This window comes from Variovorax paradoxus, from assembly GCA_016806145.1.
Taxonomy (GTDB): Bacteria; Pseudomonadota; Gammaproteobacteria; order Burkholderiales; family Burkholderiaceae_C; genus Variovorax.
The window spans coordinates 1,304,539-1,322,630 of record CP063166.1 but is presented as its reverse complement, the minus strand read 5'-3'; the positions used below and the strand labels follow the sequence as shown (position 1 = coordinate 1,322,630).

14 protein-coding genes are annotated in these 18,092 nt (G+C 72.6%); 6 read left to right on the top strand and 8 right to left on the bottom strand.

What is annotated here, in order from left to right:
- Positions 1–54: 54 nt before the first annotated feature.
- Positions 55–1,521 carry an aldehyde dehydrogenase family protein gene (locus INQ48_06095; protein QRF58810.1) on the bottom strand — a complete coding sequence of 489 codons (1,467 nt, stop codon included), beginning with the start codon at positions 1,519–1,521 and terminating at the stop codon, positions 55–57.
- Positions 1,522–1,665: 144 nt separating this feature from the next.
- Between INQ48_06095 and INQ48_06090 the strand changes: the two genes are divergently transcribed.
- Complete coding sequence (locus tag INQ48_06090; protein ID QRF58809.1) at positions 1,666–2,625, top strand: LysR family transcriptional regulator; 960 nt, start codon at positions 1,666–1,668, stop codon at positions 2,623–2,625.
- 140 nt (positions 2,626–2,765) lie between these two features.
- Here the strand turns inward: INQ48_06090 and INQ48_06085 are convergent, their stop codons facing one another.
- Positions 2,766–3,542 carry an SDR family oxidoreductase gene (locus INQ48_06085; GenBank protein ID QRF58808.1) on the bottom strand — a complete coding sequence of 259 codons (777 nt, stop codon included), beginning with the start codon at positions 3,540–3,542 and terminating at the stop codon, positions 2,766–2,768.
- A 150-nt stretch (positions 3,543–3,692) separates the two neighbouring features.
- Between INQ48_06085 and INQ48_06080 the strand changes: the two genes are divergently transcribed.
- The 3 genes from INQ48_06080 to INQ48_06070 all read left to right on the top strand — a co-directional run bounded on the left by INQ48_06080 (position 3,693) and on the right by INQ48_06070 (position 6,444).
- Positions 3,693–4,631: an SMP-30/gluconolactonase/LRE family protein gene (locus tag INQ48_06080; protein ID QRF58807.1), complete on the top strand. Its 939-nt coding sequence runs from the start codon at positions 3,693–3,695 to the stop codon at positions 4,629–4,631.
- Positions 4,632–4,719: 88 nt separating this feature from the next.
- Positions 4,720–5,688, top strand: coding sequence for a helix-turn-helix transcriptional regulator (locus tag INQ48_06075; GenBank protein QRF58806.1), 969 nt, complete (start codon positions 4,720–4,722; stop codon positions 5,686–5,688).
- Positions 5,689–5,757: 69 nt separating this feature from the next.
- Complete coding sequence (locus tag INQ48_06070) at positions 5,758–6,444, top strand: Crp/Fnr family transcriptional regulator (protein ID QRF58805.1); 687 nt, start codon at positions 5,758–5,760, stop codon at positions 6,442–6,444.
- A 141-nt stretch (positions 6,445–6,585) separates the two neighbouring features.
- On the opposite strand, the gene INQ48_06065 is transcribed toward INQ48_06070, so the two are convergent.
- The 4 genes from INQ48_06065 to INQ48_06050 form a co-directional block, all read right to left on the bottom strand.
- Complete coding sequence (locus INQ48_06065) at positions 6,586–7,656, bottom strand: galactose mutarotase (GenBank protein ID QRF58804.1); 1,071 nt, start codon at positions 7,654–7,656, stop codon at positions 6,586–6,588.
- 37 nt (positions 7,657–7,693) lie between these two features.
- Complete coding sequence (locus INQ48_06060) at positions 7,694–8,647, bottom strand: prolyl oligopeptidase family serine peptidase (GenBank protein QRF58803.1); 954 nt, start codon at positions 8,645–8,647, stop codon at positions 7,694–7,696.
- The gene (locus INQ48_06055) at positions 8,644–13,491 is read right to left on the bottom strand and encodes a CapA family protein (protein ID QRF58802.1); all 4,848 of its coding nucleotides are present in this window, start codon (positions 13,489–13,491) and stop codon (positions 8,644–8,646) included. The genes INQ48_06060 and INQ48_06055 overlap by 4 nt, the downstream gene beginning before the upstream one ends.
- Positions 13,492–13,606: 115 nt before the next feature.
- Positions 13,607–14,488: a LysR family transcriptional regulator gene (locus tag INQ48_06050; GenBank protein QRF58801.1), complete on the bottom strand. Its 882-nt coding sequence runs from the start codon at positions 14,486–14,488 to the stop codon at positions 13,607–13,609.
- 137 nt (positions 14,489–14,625) lie between these two features.
- Here INQ48_06050 and INQ48_06045 point away from each other — a divergent pair, with 137 nt between their 5' ends.
- Both INQ48_06045 and INQ48_06040 read left to right on the top strand, forming a co-directional pair.
- Positions 14,626–15,609, top strand: coding sequence for a DMT family transporter (locus tag INQ48_06045; GenBank protein QRF58800.1), 984 nt, complete (start codon positions 14,626–14,628; stop codon positions 15,607–15,609).
- Between the two features lie 29 nt (positions 15,610–15,638).
- A complete protein-coding gene (locus INQ48_06040) occupies positions 15,639–16,733 on the top strand; it encodes an NADH:flavin oxidoreductase/NADH oxidase (protein QRF60632.1) in 1,095 nt (364 codons plus the stop codon).
- Between the two features lie 6 nt (positions 16,734–16,739).
- On the opposite strand, the gene INQ48_06035 is transcribed toward INQ48_06040, so the two are convergent.
- Together INQ48_06035 and INQ48_06030 are read right to left on the bottom strand one after the other, a co-directional pair.
- Complete coding sequence (locus tag INQ48_06035; protein QRF58799.1) at positions 16,740–17,543, bottom strand: class I SAM-dependent methyltransferase; 804 nt, start codon at positions 17,541–17,543, stop codon at positions 16,740–16,742.
- A gap of 7 nt (positions 17,544–17,550) precedes the next feature.
- The gene (locus INQ48_06030; GenBank protein ID QRF58798.1) at positions 17,551–18,090 is read right to left on the bottom strand and encodes a GNAT family N-acetyltransferase; all 540 of its coding nucleotides are present in this window, start codon (positions 18,088–18,090) and stop codon (positions 17,551–17,553) included.
- Positions 18,091–18,092: the final 2 nt, after the last annotated feature.

Genomic DNA, 18,092 nt, shown 5'->3' with positions numbered 1-18,092 from the left:
TCTCCTGTTGTGGATGGGGGCTGCTTGTCGGAAACCGGGGGACCTGGGTGCGGGTCAGGCCAGCATGTAGCCGGTCTTGACCTGCGTGTAGAACTCGGCGGCATGGCGTCCCTGCTCGCGCGGGCCGTGGCCCGAGCCCTTGCGGCCGCCGAAGGGCACGTGGAAGTCCACGCCCGCGGTCGGCAGGTTGACCATGGTCATGCCGACCTCGGCATGGCGCCTGAAATGCATCGCGTGCTTCAGCGAGTTGGTGCAGATGCCGGCGCACAGGCCGAAGGGCGTGTCGTTGCACAGCGCGAGCGCATGCTCGTAGTCGGTGGCGCGCAGCACGCAGGCCAGCGGGCCGAAGATCTCCTCGCGCGCGATGCGGTGGCCGGGCTCGGCCAGGAACAGCGCCGGGCTCATGTAGTGGCCGGTGGTGGCGCGCTCGAGCGCTTCGCCGCCCCACACATGTTCGGCGCCCTCGGCACGCGCGATCTCGACCCAGGCGAGGTGACCCGCGAGCCGCTCGGCGTCGGCCACCGGGCCGATCTCCACGCCGCGCTCGAGCGCATGGCCCACGCGCAGCGCCTTGAGCCGCTCGCGCAGCCGCGCCACGAAGGCGTCGTGCACCGCGGCCTCGACGATCAGCCGGCTCGAGGCGGTGCAGCGCTGGCCGGCCGAGAAGTAGGCACCCTGCACCGCGCAGTTGACCGCGCGCTCGAGGTCGGCATCGGCCAGCACCACCAGCGCGTTCTTGCCGCCCATCTCGAGCTGAACCCGGGCCCGGCGCGCGGTGGCGCCGCGCAGCACGCGCTCGCCGACGGCGGCCGAGCCGGTGAAGCTCAGCGCGTCGACGTGCGGGCTGTCGACCAGCGCCTGGCCGACCTCGCGGCCGCTGCCCATCACGAGGTTGAACACGCCCGCGGGCAGCGCCGCGCGGCTGATGATCTCGGCCAGCGCCCAGCCGCAGGCCGGCACCCGCTCGGCCGGCTTGAACACCACGCTGTTGCCGTGCGCGAGCGCGGGCGCGATCTTCCAGGCCGGCACCGCGAAGGGCGCGTTCCACGGCGCGATCAGGCCGACCACGCCGAGCGGCTCGCGCGTGACGTCGACCTGCACGCCCGCGCGCGCCGAGGCGAGGCTCTCGCCGCCGCCGGCGCCCGCGCCGCCGCGGAAGGCCTCGCCCGCGAAGAACTTGAACACCTGGCCCGCGCGCGCCACCTCGGCCACGGCCTCGGGCAGCACCTTGCCCTCCTCGCGCGCCAGCAGCAGGCCCAGCTCGTCCTTGCGCGCCAGCAGCTCGGCGCCGATGCGGTCGAGCACGTCGGCGCGGCGCTGCGGCGTGCTGTGGCTCCAGTGGGGGAAGGCGTCGGAGGCGGCGCGGATCGCCGCGTCGGTCTGGCGGCGGTCGGCCCGTGCGTACTCGGCCACCACTTCGCTGGTGTCCGAGGGATTGGTGCTCACACCGGTGGTCGCGCTGGTTTCCCAGCGGCCGTTGATGTATTGCCGCACGTTCTGATGGATCTCGCCGTGGAACACCGTGGCGCCGACCTTGTCTCTGTTGTTGTAGGGGTTGGCGGCAGTCTAGGAATGAAACGGATATCGATCCAATCATTTTTTCGACAAAATGAATATCGATCGAGACATTCTGGAAAACCCGGCGAACCGAGGTTCTCAGCCTTCATGACGAACTACACCCATTGGTTTATCCGCGCGCGGCTCAAGACGCGCCAGCTGCTGCTTCTGGTGGCGCTGGCCGAGGAAGGCAACATCCACCGCGCCGCGCAGGTGCTCAACATGACGCAGCCGGCGGCCTCCAAGCTGCTCAAGGACCTGGAGGACGTGCTCGAGGTGCCGCTGTTCGAACGGCTGCCGCGCGGCATGCGGCCCACCTGGTACGGCGAGACCATGATCCGCCACGCGCGGGTCGCCCTCGCGAGCCTGAACCAGGCGCACGACGAGCTCACCGCGCTCAAGGCCGGCCGCTTCGGGCAGGTGAACGTGGGCGCGATCACCGCGCCGGGCCTCACGCTGCTGCCGCCCGCGGTGGCGATGGTCAAGCGCGAGCAGCCCCAGCTGCGGGTCTCGCTCGAGATCGAGACCAGCCCGGTGCTGATCGAGCGGCTCGAGCAGGGCAAGCTCGACATCCTGGTGGCGCGGCTGTTCGCCGAGCACGACAAGTCGCAGCTGCGCTACGAGGCGCTGACCGAGGAGCCGGTGTGCGCGCTGGTGCGCCCCGGCCATCCGCTGCTGGGCGTGAGCGGCCTCACGCTGCGCGACGTGGTCGGCGAGGGCTGGATCGTGCCGCCGGCCGGCAGCGTGCTGCGGCACCGCTTCGAGCTGATGTTCCAGGAGGAGGGACTGCAGCCGCCGATCAACACCATCGAGAGTTCGGCGCTGCTGTTCATCACGCGCATGCTGCAGCAGAGCGACATGGTGGCGGTGCTGGCGACCGACGTGGCGCGCTACTACGCCTCGCACGGCATCGTGTCGCTGCTGCCGCTGGACATGCCCTGCCACATGGACGCCTTCGGCATCATCACGCGCACCGACCGGCTGCTGTCGCCGGCGGCCAAGGTGATGATGAAGGCGCTGAAGACGGCGAGCCTCAGCGTCTATGGGCGCAAGTTGGAGATCGACTGAATGCGGGAGCGGGCAGCCGGACGCGAAGAACGCGAAGGTTTCGCGAAGTACGCAAAAGAGACCTCAAAAAATTTGGTATTCCTTTCGCGCCCTTCGCGAAACCTTCGCGTCCTCTGCGTCCGGCTGTTCGGCTGTCTCTCTCAGGTCCACCCAGCGTCCACGGTGAACTCCTGCGCCGTGCACATCCGCGCATCGTCCGAGGCCAGGAACAGCACCATGCGCGCGATGTCCTCGGGCATGAGCTTGTCGGGCAGGCACTGGTTGCGCTTGAGGGCCTGCTCGCCCTCGGCGTCGAGCCACAGCGCGACCTGGCGCTCGGTCATCACCCAGCCGGGCGAGACGGTGTTGATGCGGATGCGGTCGCGGCCCAGCTCCACCGCGAGCCCGCGCGTGAGGCCGTTGACCGAGGACTTGGCGATCGCGTAGCAGGGATAGCCCGAGCCCTTGGTCTGCCAGCCGGTGGAGCCGAGGTTGACGATCGAGCCCGCGCCCAGGCGCTTCATGCCCGGCACCACCGACTGGATCGCGAACAGCGCGGGGCGCTCGTTGATCGCCATGCGGTTGTCGTAGTAGTCGGGCGTGACCGACTCGAGCGTGTGGCGGTCGTCGCTCGCGACGTTGTTGACCAGCACGGCGAAGTCGCCGAGTTCGGCCGCTGCGTCGGCGATGGCGGCCTGCAGCGCGCCGATGTCGCGCACGTCGCAGGCGCGCCACCAGGGCGCCGTGTGGCCGGCCTGCGCGATGCGCTGCGCGAGTTCGGCACTCGCGGCTTCGGCGATGTCGATGAAGGCCACCCGGGCGCCCTGCGCGGCGAAGGCCGACACGATGGCCGCGCCGATGCCGCTGCCGCCGCCCGTGACGAACACGGTGCGGCCCGAGAGGCTGGGGTGGATGGCGAGGGAGGAGGAAGCGGTCAAGGAGGTCTCCGGACGGGGTGGTCTTGATGCATTGCAAATTGCATATCAATGCATGCAGATATTTTTAATTTCCGTTATCAATATGCCTTGATACGATCCGCGGCGTCAAGAAGACCCGCCACGAGGCACACAAGAAAGAAGGCACGCGCCATGACCGCCGCAGAGACAAGCCCCCTCCCCGCGCCGACGATCCTCGGCACGCCCGAATGCATCTGGGATGCCGGCGCCAACCTCGGCGAAGGCACGATGTGGTCGCCGCGCGAGCAGGCGCTCTACTGGATCGACATCCTCACGCCGCGGCTGTTCCGCTTCGACCCCGCGAGCGGCGAGCGCCGGACCTGGCGCTTCGCCGAGGAGATCACCGCGATCGCCGAGCGCGCCGCCGCCCCGGGCCTGGCGATCACGCTGCGCCGCGGCTTCGCCTTCTTCGATCCCGCGACGGCGCCCGAGGGCGAGATCGCCGCGCCCGCCTACCTGCACCAGCCCGAGCCCGAGCGCGCGGGCAACCGCTTCAACGACGGCAAGTGCGATGCGCACGGCCGCTTCTGGGGCGGCAGCATGGACTTCGACTGCCGGGCGCCCACCGGCGCGCTCTACCGCTTCGACGGCGACGGCCGCTGCAGCCGGCACGACGACGGCTTCGAGGTCACCAACGGGCCGACCTGGTCGGCCGACGGACGCACCCTGTACTTCAACAACACGGTGCTCAACCACCTCTACGCCTACGACTTCGACATGGACGCCGGCACGGTGGCGAACCGCCGCCTCTGGCACCGCTTCCCCGCGACCGACGGCCTGCCCGACGGCATGACCACCGACGCGGCCGGCCGGCTCTGGATCGCGCACTGGGACGGCGCCTGCGTGAGCTGCCACGACCCGGTGAGCGCGCGGGAACTCGCGCGCATCGCGCTGCCCGCGGGCAACGTCACCGACTGCGCCTTCGGCGGCCCCGACCTGCGCACGCTCTACATCTCGACCGCGCGCAACGGCCGCACCGAAGCGCAGCTCGCCGCCGAACCGCTGGCCGGCGGCCTGTTCGCGGTGCGCATCGACGGCCCCGGTGCACCGGCGGGCCTGTACGCAGGCTGACCCGACCCCGCGCGCTCCGGGGGCACCGGAAATTGCCACGCCGGCGACGCGAAGCCGCCGGACAATCCGCCGCATCGCTCCGACGGCCATGCTGCACTTCACGACCGACGACCTCCGCCCGCAGGACCGCTTCGACCACTGGTGCGAGGTGCGCGGCAAGCATCTGTTCGGCGTCACCATCGAGGTGCCGCGCGAGCGGCGCACGGCCTTCGAAGGGCATTTCCTCTCCACGCCGGTCGGCGACGCGGGCATCGCCGCCAGCGTCTCCGAGCTGCGCGCCTCCTCCTACCGCGTGAGCCGCACGCGCGCCGACATCGCGCGCGTCGCGGGCCAGAGCCTGTGCATCGGCCTGCAGGTGCGCGGCCCGGGCTGGGTCAGCAGCGGCCGCGACGAAGGCCGGCCGGTGCGCGAGGGCGACCTCGTGGTCCACCATGCCGACCTTCCCTTCGAGGCCACGCCGATGCGCGGCGACGGCTTCGACTTCCGCTCGCTGCGCATCCCGCTGGTGCCCGGCATGCTGCTCGGCGCGCGCGCCGACGACCTGTTCGCGGCGCCCCTGGCGCGCACGGCCGCCTTCGCGCGGCCGCTGCTGGCGCTGTTCCGCGCGCTGACGACGCGGCCGGGCGAACTCGCGAACGCCGGGGCCGAGGTGGTGAATGCCGTGCGGCTGACGCTGCTGGCGCGCGGCCGCCTCGCGCCGGGCCTGCCCGAGAGCCGCGCCGCGCTGCGCTCGGGCCTGCTGCACGCGGCGCGCGAGATCCTGCAGCGCGACCTGCGCCGGCCCGAGCTCTCGCCCTCGAACGTCGCGCGCGAACTGGGCATCTCGCTGCGCCAGGTGCACGTGCTGTTCGAGCCCACCGGCCACAGCTTCGCGCGCACGCTCACCGCGCTGCGGCTCGCCGATGCCTCGCGGCAGCTGGCCGTGGCGCCGGAGCGCTCGGTCACCGACATCGCCTACCGCAGCGGCTTCGACAGCCTCGCGACCTTCTACCGCGCCTTCCGCGCCGCCTATGCGATGACGCCGGGCGACGCGCGGGCGCTGGCCGGCCCCTCCTGAGCATTTCGCCGCCGGCCGCCTGCGCGCAATGAGAAGACGCCGCCGTCGCACTCGCCAATCATCGCGCCCATGTACCTGCATCCCCTCACGGCCGGCCTTCCGATGACGGAACGGGAATGGCTGACCCGGCACAGCGAGCTGCGCTACTTCCGGCGCAACGAGACCGTGCTCGAGGCCCACGAAGAGACCGACCGCGTCTACTGCGTGGCGACCGGGCTGCTGCGCGTGGTGGCGCGCGGCCGCACGCCGGCCGCCGACTTCACGAGCGAGTTCATCCGCGCCGACGACTTCTTCTTCGACCTCGGGCTGCAGCAGGACCGCTACCGCTCGACGCAGGCGCTGGTCGCCGCGCTGCCCGCGTCGGTGCACCTGGTGTCGGTGGCCGCGCTGCGCGAGCTGTGCGAGCGCCGGCCCGAGATCGCGCTGCGCCTGCTGGGCCTGGTGGCGAAGCGGCAGGCCCTGCTGCGCGGACGGCTGCGGCGCGTTTCCACGCTGTCGTCGGGCGCGCTGGTGGGCCACGTGCTGCACCAGCTCACGCAGCTGGCGCCGGTGCATGCGGGCGGCTTCGACAAGCGCATCTCGCAATCGATGATCGCCTCGTACTCGGGGCTGTCGCGCGAGGTGGTCAACAAGACCATGCGCGCCATGGAGCAGCGCGGCCTGCTGCGGCGCGATGCGCAGGCCGTGCACGTGCCCGAGGATTTCGCGCAGACGGATTTCGGTGCGCTGCCCGACGACCGGCTGTCGACGGCCTGACAAGGTATGAATAAACCTGCTGCGCGCCCCGATCTCGCACCTGCGGTCCTCACCGTACAGAGTACGGCTGCGGTCCTCGGCGCGACCTCGGGGCGCTCGCTACGGTTTCTTCACACCTTGTGAGCCCCGCGCCGGGCTTCTTCAGGCGATGCCGAAGCGGTGCTCGGTGACGCCGCGGAACACCTCGCCGGGCCGCAGCACCGTGGACGGGAATTCCGGCCTGTTCGGCGAATCGGGAAAGTGCTGCGTCTCCAGGCACAGGCCGTCGCCCTGGCGGATCGCCGCGCCGCCGCTGCCCAGCAGGCTGCCGTCGAGGAAGTTGCCCGAATAGAACTGCACGCCCGGCTCGGTGGTGTGCACTTCCATCGTGCGGCCCGAGGCCTCGTGCGCCAGCCGCGCGGCCAGCGCGAGGCCGTCTCGCTCCTGCGCGCGGTCGAGCACCCAGTTGTGGTCGTAGCCGCGTGCGATCAGCATCTGCGCATGGCCGTCGCGGATGCGCTCGCCGATGGCCATCGGCTGCCGGAAGTCGAAGGGCGTGCCCGCCACCTCGGCCAGCCCGGTCGGGATCAGCGTGGCATCGACCGGGCAGTAGCGGCTGGCCGGCAGCGTGAGCCGGTGCCCCATCACGCTGCCTTCCCCCGCGAGGTTGAAGTAGTCGTGGTGGCTCAGGTTCAGCACCGTCGGCCGGTCGGTCTCGGCGCGGTAGACGATGCGCCAGGTGTTGGCCGCGGTGCTCAGTTCGTAGCGCACCGCGAGCCGCAGCTCGCCCGGGTAGCCCTCGTCGCCATGCGCGCTGACATGGCGCAGCTCGATGCCGATGCGCCCGGGCTCGTTCGGCAGCGCGTAGATGCTCCAGAAGCGCTTGCCGAAGCCCTGCGCTCCGCCGTGCAGCGCGTTCGGCCCGTCGTTGAGCGCGAGCTGGTGCGCCTGGCCGTCGAGCTCGAAGCGCCCGGCGGCGATGCGGTTGGCGAAGCGGCCGACGATGGTGCCCAGGTGCGGATGCGGCCCGAGGTAGGCCGCGAGGTCGGGCAGGCCCAGCACCACGTTGGCGGCGCGGCCCTGGCGGTCGGGCACCAGCAGCGCGGTGACGATGCCGCCGAGGTTGATCGCCTGCAGCCGCAGGCCGAGGCCGTTGTCGAGCGTGTACTCGATGACGGGCCGGCCGTCGGGCATGCGGCCGTAGCTGCGCTGGGAGATCCTCGGTTCGCTCATGGAATGACGTCGGGTGTGGGTGGAACGGGCCCGGCCCTCAGCGCTCGGTGCCGCGCGGCCCCGGGTACATGGCTTCGCGCGCGCAGGCCGCGGCGGCGTTCGGCCCCGCGCGGTCCTTGAGGTCGTGGAAGTCGGGCGGCTCGGCGGCCGCGGTGCGGATCTCGACGCGATGGCCGGCGTGCTGCAGCGCCTCGGCGAAGCGCTCCTGCAGCGCGAAGGGCGTGTTCTCGTCCTCGCGGTTGCCGATCAGCACGATGCGACGCGCCGGATCGGGCACCACGCCGTCGACATGGTCGAGCGGGTCGTAGAAGCGCGTGCTGCCGGTGGTGTCGGTGCGGCCGTCGCGCGAACGCCCGAGCAGGCGCGCGCGCTCGAGCAGGCCGTAGGCGCCCGAGGTCAGCACCGCGCAGGCCACGCGCGTGCGGCCCATGGTGAGCAGCGCCGCGCCCGCGGTGGCGCCGCCGCTGTGGCCGAGGATGACCAGGCGCTGGATGCGGTGGCGCTGCATCAGCGCATCGAGCGCGGCATCGAGCGCATGGAACTCCACCGGCTGGCGCCGCTGGCGGTGGTTGCCCGAGGAACCGTAGGTGCCGGGCCGCGCGACGAAGATCCAGGGCACGCCGGCGCGGTCGCGGTTGCGCTGCGCGTCGGTGGTGCGCAGCGCCTCGGTGTTGCCCGAGATGCGCGTGGGCGGCTGGTCCATCACCGCGTCGCGGTCGCCCGAGAACTGCACGATGGCGACGCGCGCGCCCTCGATGTCGCTGCTCGCGAAATAGCGGATGCAGGCCGGCCCCTCGATCGGCTGCACCCAGAGGAAGCCGAAGCGGTCCTCGGGGCAGTTCTCCCGCACCGCGGGCTGGTTCCAGTGCAGCACCTCGTCGCCGATGACGCGGATCGCGGGCGGCCGGATCTCGGCGCGCTGCGCGCAGGCCGCCTGCACCAGCGCCACGGCGAGCGCGCACAGCAGCACGGAGGTCGAGCGCAGGTTCATAGCTTGCGCAGCAGTTCGGGAATCTCGCCGAAATCGGAGCGGTCGCGGTCGCCCTTCACCAGCAGCAGGTCGCCGTCGCGCAGGAAGGCGCCGAGGTAGCCGGCGGCATCGGCCGCGTTCTCGAAGTGCGGGCCCAGCATCGAGGTCGGCATCTCCTCGCGCAGCCAGCGCATCTCCTGGCCGTGCGTCACCACGTGCTCGATGCCCGAGTCCAGCAGCGGCGCCGCGAGGCTGCGGTGCATCGCCTCGGCCGCATGGTCGAGGTTGACGATGCGGCCCAGCATGGCGATGCGGCGCGCGACCGGCGCGGCGCCATTGCCGCCACCGCCCGCACGGCCGTAGTCGCGCACGAAAGCCATCGCATTGCGCATCGACATCACCTCGGCGTTCCAGCTGTCGTCGACCAGCGTGGCCTGCACCCCGCCTTCGGTGCGCAGCGCCTGCACGTGCATCACCGAGGCCGGCAGCCGCACGCCGGGCATGCGCGCGCAGGCGGCCTCGGGGTCGAAGCCCATCGCGACCAGCGCCGCGAACGAGAGCGTGGAGTTGCGCACCAGCCCTTCGCTCGCGACCGGGAACAGGTAGGAATGGGTGCGCCCGCGCAGCGCGATGTGCACGCGGCAGCCGTGGCCCTCGGGCTCGGTGCCGAGCACGCGCACGTCGGCCTGCGGTCCGCGGCCCACCACCCAGACCGCGCCCGCGGTGCGCGCCGCGGCCTGCACCGTCTGCAGCAGGCAGGGGATGTGGTCGGGCACGATGGCCACGCCGCCGGGCTCCAGGCCGAGGAAGATGCGCGACTTGTACTCGGCCGTCTGCTCCACGCTCACGGCCTGCCGGGTCTGCGACAGGCCGATCTCGGTGACGATCGCCACGTGCGGGCGCGCCATCAGCGAGATCGGGCCGCGGTCCATCCACAGCGAGCTCTGCGCCATCTCGAGGATGCAGACGTCGACGTCGGGCCCGAGGCTGGCCAGCATCGCCGGCACGCCGACGCGCGAGTTGTAGTTGTCGATGGTGGTGTGCACGCGCGCCTGCGCGGGCAGCAGGTCGCGCAGGATCGAGATGGTGGAGGACTTGCCCACGGTGCCGGTCACGCCGACCAGGAGGCCGCGGTAGCGCTCGCGCGCGGCGGCGCCCAGGCGCAGCATGGCGCGGATCGGGTCCTCGACGCGCAGCAGCGGGAAATCGCTCGCGAGGCCCTCGACCGGGTGCTGCACGATCGCGCCTGCGAGCTGGTCCTGCAGGCCGGGCAGCAGCAGGTGGCGGTCCCAGTTGACCGTGCTGCGCGGCCGGCTGTAGCGCTCGTGCGCGGCCAGGGTCTGGTAGTCGGAGGCGATGAACAGCGCCGGCGCCGGCAGCAGCGCCATGTGCTTCGGCCCGCGCACCACCGAGCGCGCGAGCCAGCCGGGCGGCGGCTCGACCAGCCACTCGCCGCGCGTGATGCGCTGCAGCGCCTCGGCGGTCCACACCGGCTCGGGCGTGGCCGAGGCGCCGGGGCGCAGCGCGAACAGCACCGGCGCGGGCCGCTCGGGCAGCGGCAGCGCCACCTGCGAGGCGCGCAGCCCGCACCACACGGGCAGGCGCTGCGCCGGCCATTCGGGCGCGGGCACGGTCTCCTCGGTCTCCTCGCCCAGGCGCGCGGGCCGGGCGCTGCCGACCACCCGCACCTCGATCTGCAGCACGTCGCTGCGCAGCAGGCTGCTCGCGGGCGGCCGCAGTCCGTAGCGGTCGCGGTGGATGCGCCCGGGCTGCCAGCGGCTGGTGGGCCACATCCAGTCGCAGGGATCGTGGTCCATGCTCTCGCCCCAGGGCGGCATCTGCGTGCTGCGCATCGGCATGGCGCGGAACTGCACGCGCAGATCGTCGGTCACGGGTTCGACCGCGCGCCAGAACGATTCGATCCACAGCATGCGGCGGCCCGAGATCTGCGTCGGCGCGCAGCGGATGCCCAGCAGCTCGAGCGGGCCGAAGCGCACGGGTGCGAAGTGGCGCGAATCGGGCGGCAGCACGTCGACCAGCCATTCGGGCCGCGGCGCGAGCAGCGGCGCGACGCGCGCGAACGCCGGCTCGGGCAGCGCCGGTGCATCGGCGGCCAGGCGCGAGGCGCGCTCGGGTGGCGCCAGCGCCAGCGTGCAGCGGCCCTCGGGCAGCACCGCCATGCGGGTGCCCAGCGCCTCGCACTGGCGCGCGAAGCGCGCGGCCGCGCCGCGCGCGCGCTCGTTCGCGTACTGGCGCGAGCGGCCGAAGCCCACGCCGATCGGCGTGAAGCTCAGCTGCTCGACGCCGCGCGGGCTCAGCGCGAGCGTGAACACGCCCGCGTCGACGAAGTCGCTGCGCACCGCCTCGAACAGCAGGTCGCCCGCGTCGTGCACGATCGGCCGGCCGCGGTAGACCTCGACGCCCTGCAGCACGTGCGCCGAGGTGCCGAGCACCGCATCGGCGCCGGCATCGACGATCGCATGGCCAACCGCGACCTCGGCCTCGGAGGGTTCGGTCTCGAGGTTGTCGCCCCAGTGCACCGCCACCAGCACCACGTCGGCCGACTCGCGCGCCTTCTCGATGCGCGGCGCGAGCAGCGCGGTCCAGGCCGCGGGCTCGTCGAGCGGCAGGTAGGCGGCGCCGGGCTTGTCGGTGCCGGCCGCGAACTGGGGCTGGGTGGCGTCGAGCGAGAACAGCGCGACGCGCACGCCGCCGGCCAGCGCGAAGGCCGGGCGCAGCGCGGCCTCGAGGTCGCGGCCGGTGCCGGCCCAGGCGATGCCCGCGGCCTGCAGGTGCCACTGCTGTTCCATCAGCGCGCCCGGGCCGTAGTCGCCGCTGTGGTTGTTGGCGGTGGCGACGATGCCGATGCGCGCGGTGGTCAGCACGTCCAGCATCTCGGGCCGCGCGCGGAAGTAGTAGGAGCCGGCCTCGCCCTTGTCCACGCCCTGCTCGCCGGTGGTGGCGACCACGCACTCGAGGTTGACGATGCGCAGGTCGGCCGCGCGCAGCGCGGGGATGCCGCTGAGCATGCGGCGCGCGCCGCCGAGCTCGAGGCGCCGGTAGTGCAGGCGGCGGCCGAGGTTCACGTCGCCGCCGAAGGCGACGGTGCCGGTGCGCGTCGCGGGCGTCTCGGCCGGCGCCTGCGCCTCGGCCTGCGGCGCGGACGGCGCGGCGATCTCGCCGCCCTCGCGCGCCTTCAGCAGCCGGTGGTAGGCGACATAGCCCGACAGGTAGTGCTCCACGTCGTCGATGCGCACGCGGAAGCTGTGGTGCTTGATGAAGAACGAACCCGCGATGCGGTCGGGATGGCGGAAGAACATCGCGAGCTCGGGCCAGAAGTGGCCGTTCGCGAGGTAGCGCGCGCGGTGCTCGAGCGCGCGCTCGAACTTGTCGCGGTCCAGGCCCTCGAGCAGGTGGCGCAGCTCGGGATCGGCCTCGATGCGCAGCACCATCTCGCGCGCGGCCATCATCAGCTCGAGCAGGGTCGGGAAGGTGGTGATGCGCTCGAGCACGAAGTCGAGGTAGTCGGCCACGTTGCGCAGCCCGAACTCGTAGTAGCGCAGCGCGGGCCGGTGGCGCGTGAGCTCGTTGACGCAGTAGCTGAGCCAGTGGTCGTGCGCGCGCCAGTGCTCGGCGGCGATGAAGTGGTCGAAGGCCTTCTCGACCATCGCGAGCCAGCGCGGATCGCGCGTGAGGCCGTACAGCCGCATCAGCCCGAACGCGGCCTCGCCGTCGTAGTAGATGACGCGGAAGGCGTCCTTCACCGCGAGGCTGGGCCGGTGCAGCACGTGCACGAAGCGGCCGGTCTCGGGGTCCTGCATGTGGCGGATGCCGAGCGCGAGCTGCTCGAGCAGCGGCAGGAAGCGGCGGTCGCCGGTCAGTTCGGTGTATTTGACGAAGGCCAGCAGGCAGACCGCGTTGCCGCCGAGCTTGACCTCGTGCGCCACGTCGACCAGGAAGGCCGCGCTGCCGCCGTCGGGCAGCACCGCGGGCCGGATCAGCGAGCCGGCGAGAAAGGCCAGCGAGCGGTCGATGGCCTCCTTCTGCGCCGTGTCGCGCGTGAGCTCCCAGGCCTCGAGCAGCGCATAGGTCGAGCTCGCATGGCGCAGCGTGTTGTAGGTCGGGATGGCGCGGTCGAAGCAGGGGAACCAGCCGTAGTGGAACTCGCCCGTGGGCTTGACCTGCGCGGCCAGGTAGCGGCTCGCGTCCTCGACCATGCGGCGCACCGGCGCGGCACCCCAGTCGTCGAGGCGGCGCAGCTGCGCCTCCTGGCCCTCGGGAACGATCGGCCAGGCGCCCTCGGCATCGACGTAGACGGCGCGCGTGGTGAAGCACCACACGGGCGCGGCGTCGTCGTCGGGGAAGTCGAGCTCCTTGCCGAAGCGGCGCCGGGTGTGCAGCCGCAGGTTGCCGGGGTTGGGCTGGCAGTGGTCCACGCTGCCGTCGTAGAAGACCGCGCTGCCGTTGGCCTCGGGCGCGAGCAGCGCGAACTCGAAGCGGCTGTCGAAGGACACGCCCTGCTGGAAGTAGTTGCGCCGCGTCTTCGCGAGCAGTTCCTTGAACTCGCCCCAGTGCATCGGCAGCACGTGCTCGACCAGTTCCGCGCGCAGCCGCTGCGGCGGCCGTTCGCCGCGCTGCGCGGCATCGGCCAGCGCCTCGGCCGCTTCCTCCCAGGCCTGCGCGGCATCGGCGCCGCGGCCCGAGACCACGCGCGCGCGGCTGCCGCCCTCGCCGATCGCGAGGAACACCACGCTGCCGGTGACCGGCGTGGCCGGCGGCAGCGCGGGCAGCACGCCTTCGGGACCGGCCAGTGCCTGCCTGGCGCGGTTCAGGAGTTCGGCGAGAGAGAGGGTCGGGTCGGGCATGCGAGAAAGGAGGAAGACCCCGCCAGCGGCAGGCCGCGCGCATCGTACCCGCGCGCCGGCGTTTCGCGCTGACCGGAGGCTGACAGGTGCCGCCTTGCCACGGGTGCCGAACCCCTCAGACGCCCCAGGCCTCGAACACCGCCTGCCGCACCACCTCGACCGCCGGCGCCCGCGCGAGCGCAACCGGTTCGATCCAGCACAGCCAGGTGTGGGCGCGCCAGCCGGGCCAGATCGCGAGCTCGCCGTTGCGCTCGCCCTGCTCGGCCTGGTCGAGCCGCATCAGCCCCGCGCCCATGCCGCTCGCGACCATGCTGCGCACCGCGCTCTCGCTGTCGGCGGTGCGGCCCTGGCGGTACTCGCGGCCGGCGCCGGCGAACAGGCGGTCGAGGTGCGCGCGCAGCACGCAGGTGGGCGGCGTGCCGACCCAGGGCTGCTCGGTGAGCGCCTCGAGAGACAGGCCCGGATGGGCGCCGGCCATCGGCAGCGGCAGCACGACCACCAGGTCGACCGGCGCCAGCCGGTGCAGCGTCAGGCCTTCGCGCGAAGCCACGTCGCTCAGCGTGTAGGCGCAGTCGAGTTCGCCGCGCTCGACCGCCGAGGCGGTCTCGTACGACAGCCCCTGGCGCAGTTGCAGCGTGACCTGCGGATGGCGCTCGGCCAGCTTCACGAGCACGTCGCCGAGCCGCAGCGAGACCGGATCGACCACGGTGCCGAAGCGCACCACGCCGTGCGCGGCGCCGCGCAGCTGCTCGGCGGCCGAGCGCATGCGCAGCGCCGAGGCCAGCGTGCGCTCGGCCTCCTCGAGCAGGCTCAGGCCCGCGGGCGTGGGCGTCATGCCGCGCGGCGTGCGCTCGAACAGGCGCACGCCGAGCTCGTCCTCGAGCGCCTTGAGCTGCGCGCTCACCGCGGGCGCGCTGGTGAACACGCGTTCGGCGGCGCGCGTGAGGCTGCCCTCGCGGGCGATGGCGACGAAGGTCTTCAGCTGGTAGAGCTCCATGGCGGCCGATTGTGAGCGCGCGGCGGCGCCCGGTCCCTTCGTTTTTTCGGAGGGCCCGCTCCAAAGAAGCGAATGGCATTCGCGCGGCCCCGCCCCGATCCTCGGACATCGATTCCTTCATCGTCCGAAAGCCTTCCATGTCCCGATCCCAACGCCTGTACGGCATCGCCGCCTTGCTCTTCGCCACCTCCGGCTGGGGCTCCCTGTTCCTCGTCAGCAAGGGCGTGCTCCACCATGTCGAACCCGTGTGGTTCACGCTGATCCGCTACAGCCTGTCGGCGCTGCTGTTCGCGCTGCTGGTGCTGCCGCGCGGCGCCGCGCCCTGGCGCAGGCTGCGCCGCCATGCGGGAGCGCTGGCGCTGCGTGGCGCGGCCGGCTTCGGCCTCTTCAGCGTGCTGCTGCTGATCGGCCTCGCGCACTCGGTGCCCTCGCACGGCGCGGTGATCATCGCCACCACGCCGATGACCACGCAGCTCGTGCGCTGGCTGCTCGACGGCGTGCGCCCCACGCGCGCCGCGCTGCTCGCCACCGCGCTGGCGCTCGCGGGCGTGGCGATCGTCTCGGGTCTCATCGGCGGTCACGGCGGCGCGGGCAACGCCACGCTGTTCGGCGATGCCATCGCCTTCGTCGGCACGCTGGGCTGGGTCTGGTACACGCGCGGCGCGGCGCGCTTTCCCGAACTCGACGCGGTGGAGTACAGCGCGCTCACGGTGCTGGCCGCGTGGCCGGTGCTGCTGGTCGCCGCGGTCGGTGCCGCACTGCTCGGCTGGTCGGCGGCGCCCAGCCTCGAAGGGCTGCGGCTCTCGTGGCGGGCGCTGCTGTTCGTCGGCGTGGTGCCCTCGGCCGCCTCGGTGCTGGCCTTCAACCACGGCGTGCGCACGCTCGGCGCGGTCACCGGCACCGCCTTCCTCAACTTCGTGCCGGTGTCGGCGCTGCTGATGAGCGCGGCGCTCGGCACCCTGCCCACGGCGAACGAGCTGCTGGGGATGGCGATGGTGGTGGCGGCGCTCCTGATCCATACCGTCCTGAACCGCAAGGCCAACGCCCTGCCCGCGGCAAGGATCGCGCAGCACCCGCAGAATCGCTGCACCTACCGCACCCCTGGAGCCACGACACCGTGAGCAGCGACACCCCCCGCCTCTTCGAGCCGATGCGGCTCGGCCCGCTTTCGCTCGACAACCGCATCCTGATCGCGCCGATGTGCCAGTACTCGGCGAGCGAGGGCACGCCGGGCGACTGGCACCTGATCCATCTCGGCCATCTCGCGCTGTCGGGCGCGGGGCTGCTGATCCTCGAGGCCACCGCGGTCGAGGCCGAGGGCCGCATCACGCCCGGCGACCTCGGGCTCTATTCGGATGCCAACGAAGCGGGCCTGGCGCGCGTGCTCGCCGCCGTGCGCGCCCATTCGTCGATGCCCATCGCGATGCAGCTCGGCCACGCGGGACGCAAGGCCTCGAGCCGCGCGCCCTGGGAAGGCGGCGCGCAGATCCGCCCCGGCGAGCCCGGCGGCTGGAAGGCCTTCGCGCCCTCGGCCGTGCCGCACGCGCCCGACGAGGACACGCCGCTCGCGCTCGACGCCGAGGGCCTGGCGCGCGTGCGCGAAGCCTTCGTGGCCGCCGCCCGCCGCGCCGCGCGGCTCGGCATCGAGGGCATCGAGATCCATGCCGCGCACGGCTACCTGCTGCACCAGTTCCTGTCGCCGCTGGCCAACCACCGCGACGACGACTACGGCGGCAGCCTCGAGAACCGGCTGCGCTTTCCGCTCGAGGTGTTCGACGCGGTGCGCGCCGTCTTCCCGGCCGAGCGGCCCGTGTGGGTGCGCGTGTCGGCGGTCGACTGGGTGGAAGGCGGCTGGGACCTCGAAGGCACCGTCGCCTTCGCCAAAGCACTCGAGGCGCGCGGCTGCGCGGCCATCCATGTCTCGAGCGGCGGCGTGTCGCCGAAGCAGGCGATCGCGCTGGGCGCGGGCTACCAGGTGCCGTTCGCCGAACGCGTGAAGGCCGAGGTCGGCATCCCGGTGATCGCGGTCGGCCTGATCACCGAGCCGCGGCAGGCCGAGGCCATCCTCGCCGAGGGCAAGGCCGATGCCATCTCGCTGGCGCGCGCCATCCTCTACGACCCGCGCTGGCCCTGGCACGCGGCCGCCGAACTCGGCGCGCGGGTGAAGGCGCCCGTGCAGTACTGGCGCTCGCAGCCGCGCGAGTTCAAGGACCTGTTCGAGAACGCGAAGTTCGGGGCGCGCTGAAGGCCTTCAGCGCAGCGCCTCGATCCAGAACAAGGTCTGCCGCACCTCGATCGCCTCGCCCGCCTGCTGCCGGCGATGCAGCTGCGCGAGCGCATCGCGCGTGCCCTCGATCGTGAAGCCGGGGCAGACGTACGGCACGTTCTTCAGGTACCAGGCGAACGCGCCCACGTCGGCGAAGCGCAGCAGCTCGGCGCCCGCCTCGGCGCGCAGGATCTCGAAGCCCGCGCGCTCGAGCTGGCGCCGCGCGATGTCGAGCCGCCACTCGGGCGGCGGCTCGGCCGGTGCCAGGCCCGCGAGCCGGTGGTGGTCGGCATTGAAGTCCGAGGCCACCTGCTGCGTGAGGAAGTGGCCGCCGCGCGCGAGCACGCGCGCCACCTCGGCCGGCACGAAGGACTCGTGGCGGTTGACCACCAGGTGGAACTCGCCGTCGGCGAAGGGCAGCGGCGCCTCGTCGTGCGCATCGCCATCGTGCTGCGCGCCGTTGTCGAGCGCGCCCTCCACCGCCACCACCTCGATGCCCAGCGGCGCGAGCCGCTCGCGCGCCACGGCGACGTTGGGTGCCCAGCCCTCGGTGGCGACGGTGCGCGCGGGCCGCAGCGGCAGCCGGCTGAGCCACTCGCCGCCGCCCGTGCCCATGTCGAGCAGGTCGGGCGACTGGCGCGCGCGGTGGACCACCGCCCGTTCGAAATCCCAGGGCACGGCGGTGGTCGCGATGCGGCCATCGCAGGACAGGTCCCAGCCGACCAGCGGCTTGCGCTCGGCCTCGGCCAGCAGTCGATCGAATTCGGTCATCGCGCCAGTCTGCGGCATGTCGGCTTCAAGGCGCGAGCGTGCGATAGAAGTAGGTGGTGTCGCAGAAGCCGCCGCGCGGCAGCAGCGCATAGCCGGGGATGGTGCCGCTGCGCTGCCAGCCCGAGCGTTCGTAGAGCCGCTCGGCCTCGGGGCTCGAGGTGTCGAGCACCAGCAGCGTCTTGCCGCTGTCGCGCGCGGCCTGCTCGGCCGCCTGCATCAGCAGCGCGCCGAGCCCCTGGCGCCGAGCGCGCCGGTGCACCAGCATCTTCGCGAGGTCGGCGCGGTGCGGCTGGTTGTCGGGCTGGTCGAGCACGAGCTGCACCGTGCCGACGATGCCCTGCGCGTCCTCCACCACCATCAGCGCGCGCTCCCCGCGCGCCACGCCGTCGGCCACCTTGCGCCAGAAGGCCATCGCCTGCTCGAGCGGCAGCGGATGCATGAAGCTCACCGAGGCATCGCCGTCGACACAGTCGATCAGCAGCTCGGCCAGCGATTGCAGTTGCGCCGCGTCCACCGCCCGCAGGCGGCGCACCGGGTGGAGGCTGGTGGGGCTCGTGGGGTTCATGG

Bases quoted from the DNA above. Each gene is read 5' to 3' on its own strand.
- INQ48_06080 (QRF58807.1), top strand. From the start codon at position 3,693: ATGACCGCCGCAGAGACAAGCCCCCTCCCCGCGCCGACGATCCTCGGC.
- INQ48_06075 (QRF58806.1), top strand. From the start codon at position 4,720: ATGCTGCACTTCACGACCGACGACCTCCGCCCGCAGGACCGCTTCGAC.
- INQ48_06070 (QRF58805.1), top strand. From the start codon at position 5,758: ATGTACCTGCATCCCCTCACGGCCGGCCTTCCGATGACGGAACGGGAA.
- INQ48_06050 (QRF58801.1), bottom strand. From the start codon at position 14,488: ATGGAGCTCTACCAGCTGAAGACCTTCGTCGCCATCGCCCGCGAGGGC.
- INQ48_06045 (QRF58800.1), top strand. From the start codon at position 14,626: ATGTCCCGATCCCAACGCCTGTACGGCATCGCCGCCTTGCTCTTCGCC.
- INQ48_06055 (QRF58802.1), bottom strand. From the start codon at position 13,491: ATGCCCGACCCGACCCTCTCTCTCGCCGAACTCCTGAACCGCGCCAGG.
- INQ48_06060 (QRF58803.1), bottom strand. From the start codon at position 8,647: ATGAACCTGCGCTCGACCTCCGTGCTGCTGTGCGCGCTCGCCGTGGCG.
- INQ48_06035 (QRF58799.1), bottom strand. From the start codon at position 17,543: ATGCCGCAGACTGGCGCGATGACCGAATTCGATCGACTGCTGGCCGAG.
- INQ48_06040 (QRF60632.1), top strand. From the start codon at position 15,639: ATGCGGCTCGGCCCGCTTTCGCTCGACAACCGCATCCTGATCGCGCCG.
- INQ48_06090 (QRF58809.1), top strand. From the start codon at position 1,666: ATGACGAACTACACCCATTGGTTTATCCGCGCGCGGCTCAAGACGCGC.
- INQ48_06030 (QRF58798.1), bottom strand. From the start codon at position 18,090: ATGAACCCCACGAGCCCCACCAGCCTCCACCCGGTGCGCCGCCTGCGG.
- INQ48_06065 (QRF58804.1), bottom strand. From the start codon at position 7,656: ATGAGCGAACCGAGGATCTCCCAGCGCAGCTACGGCCGCATGCCCGAC.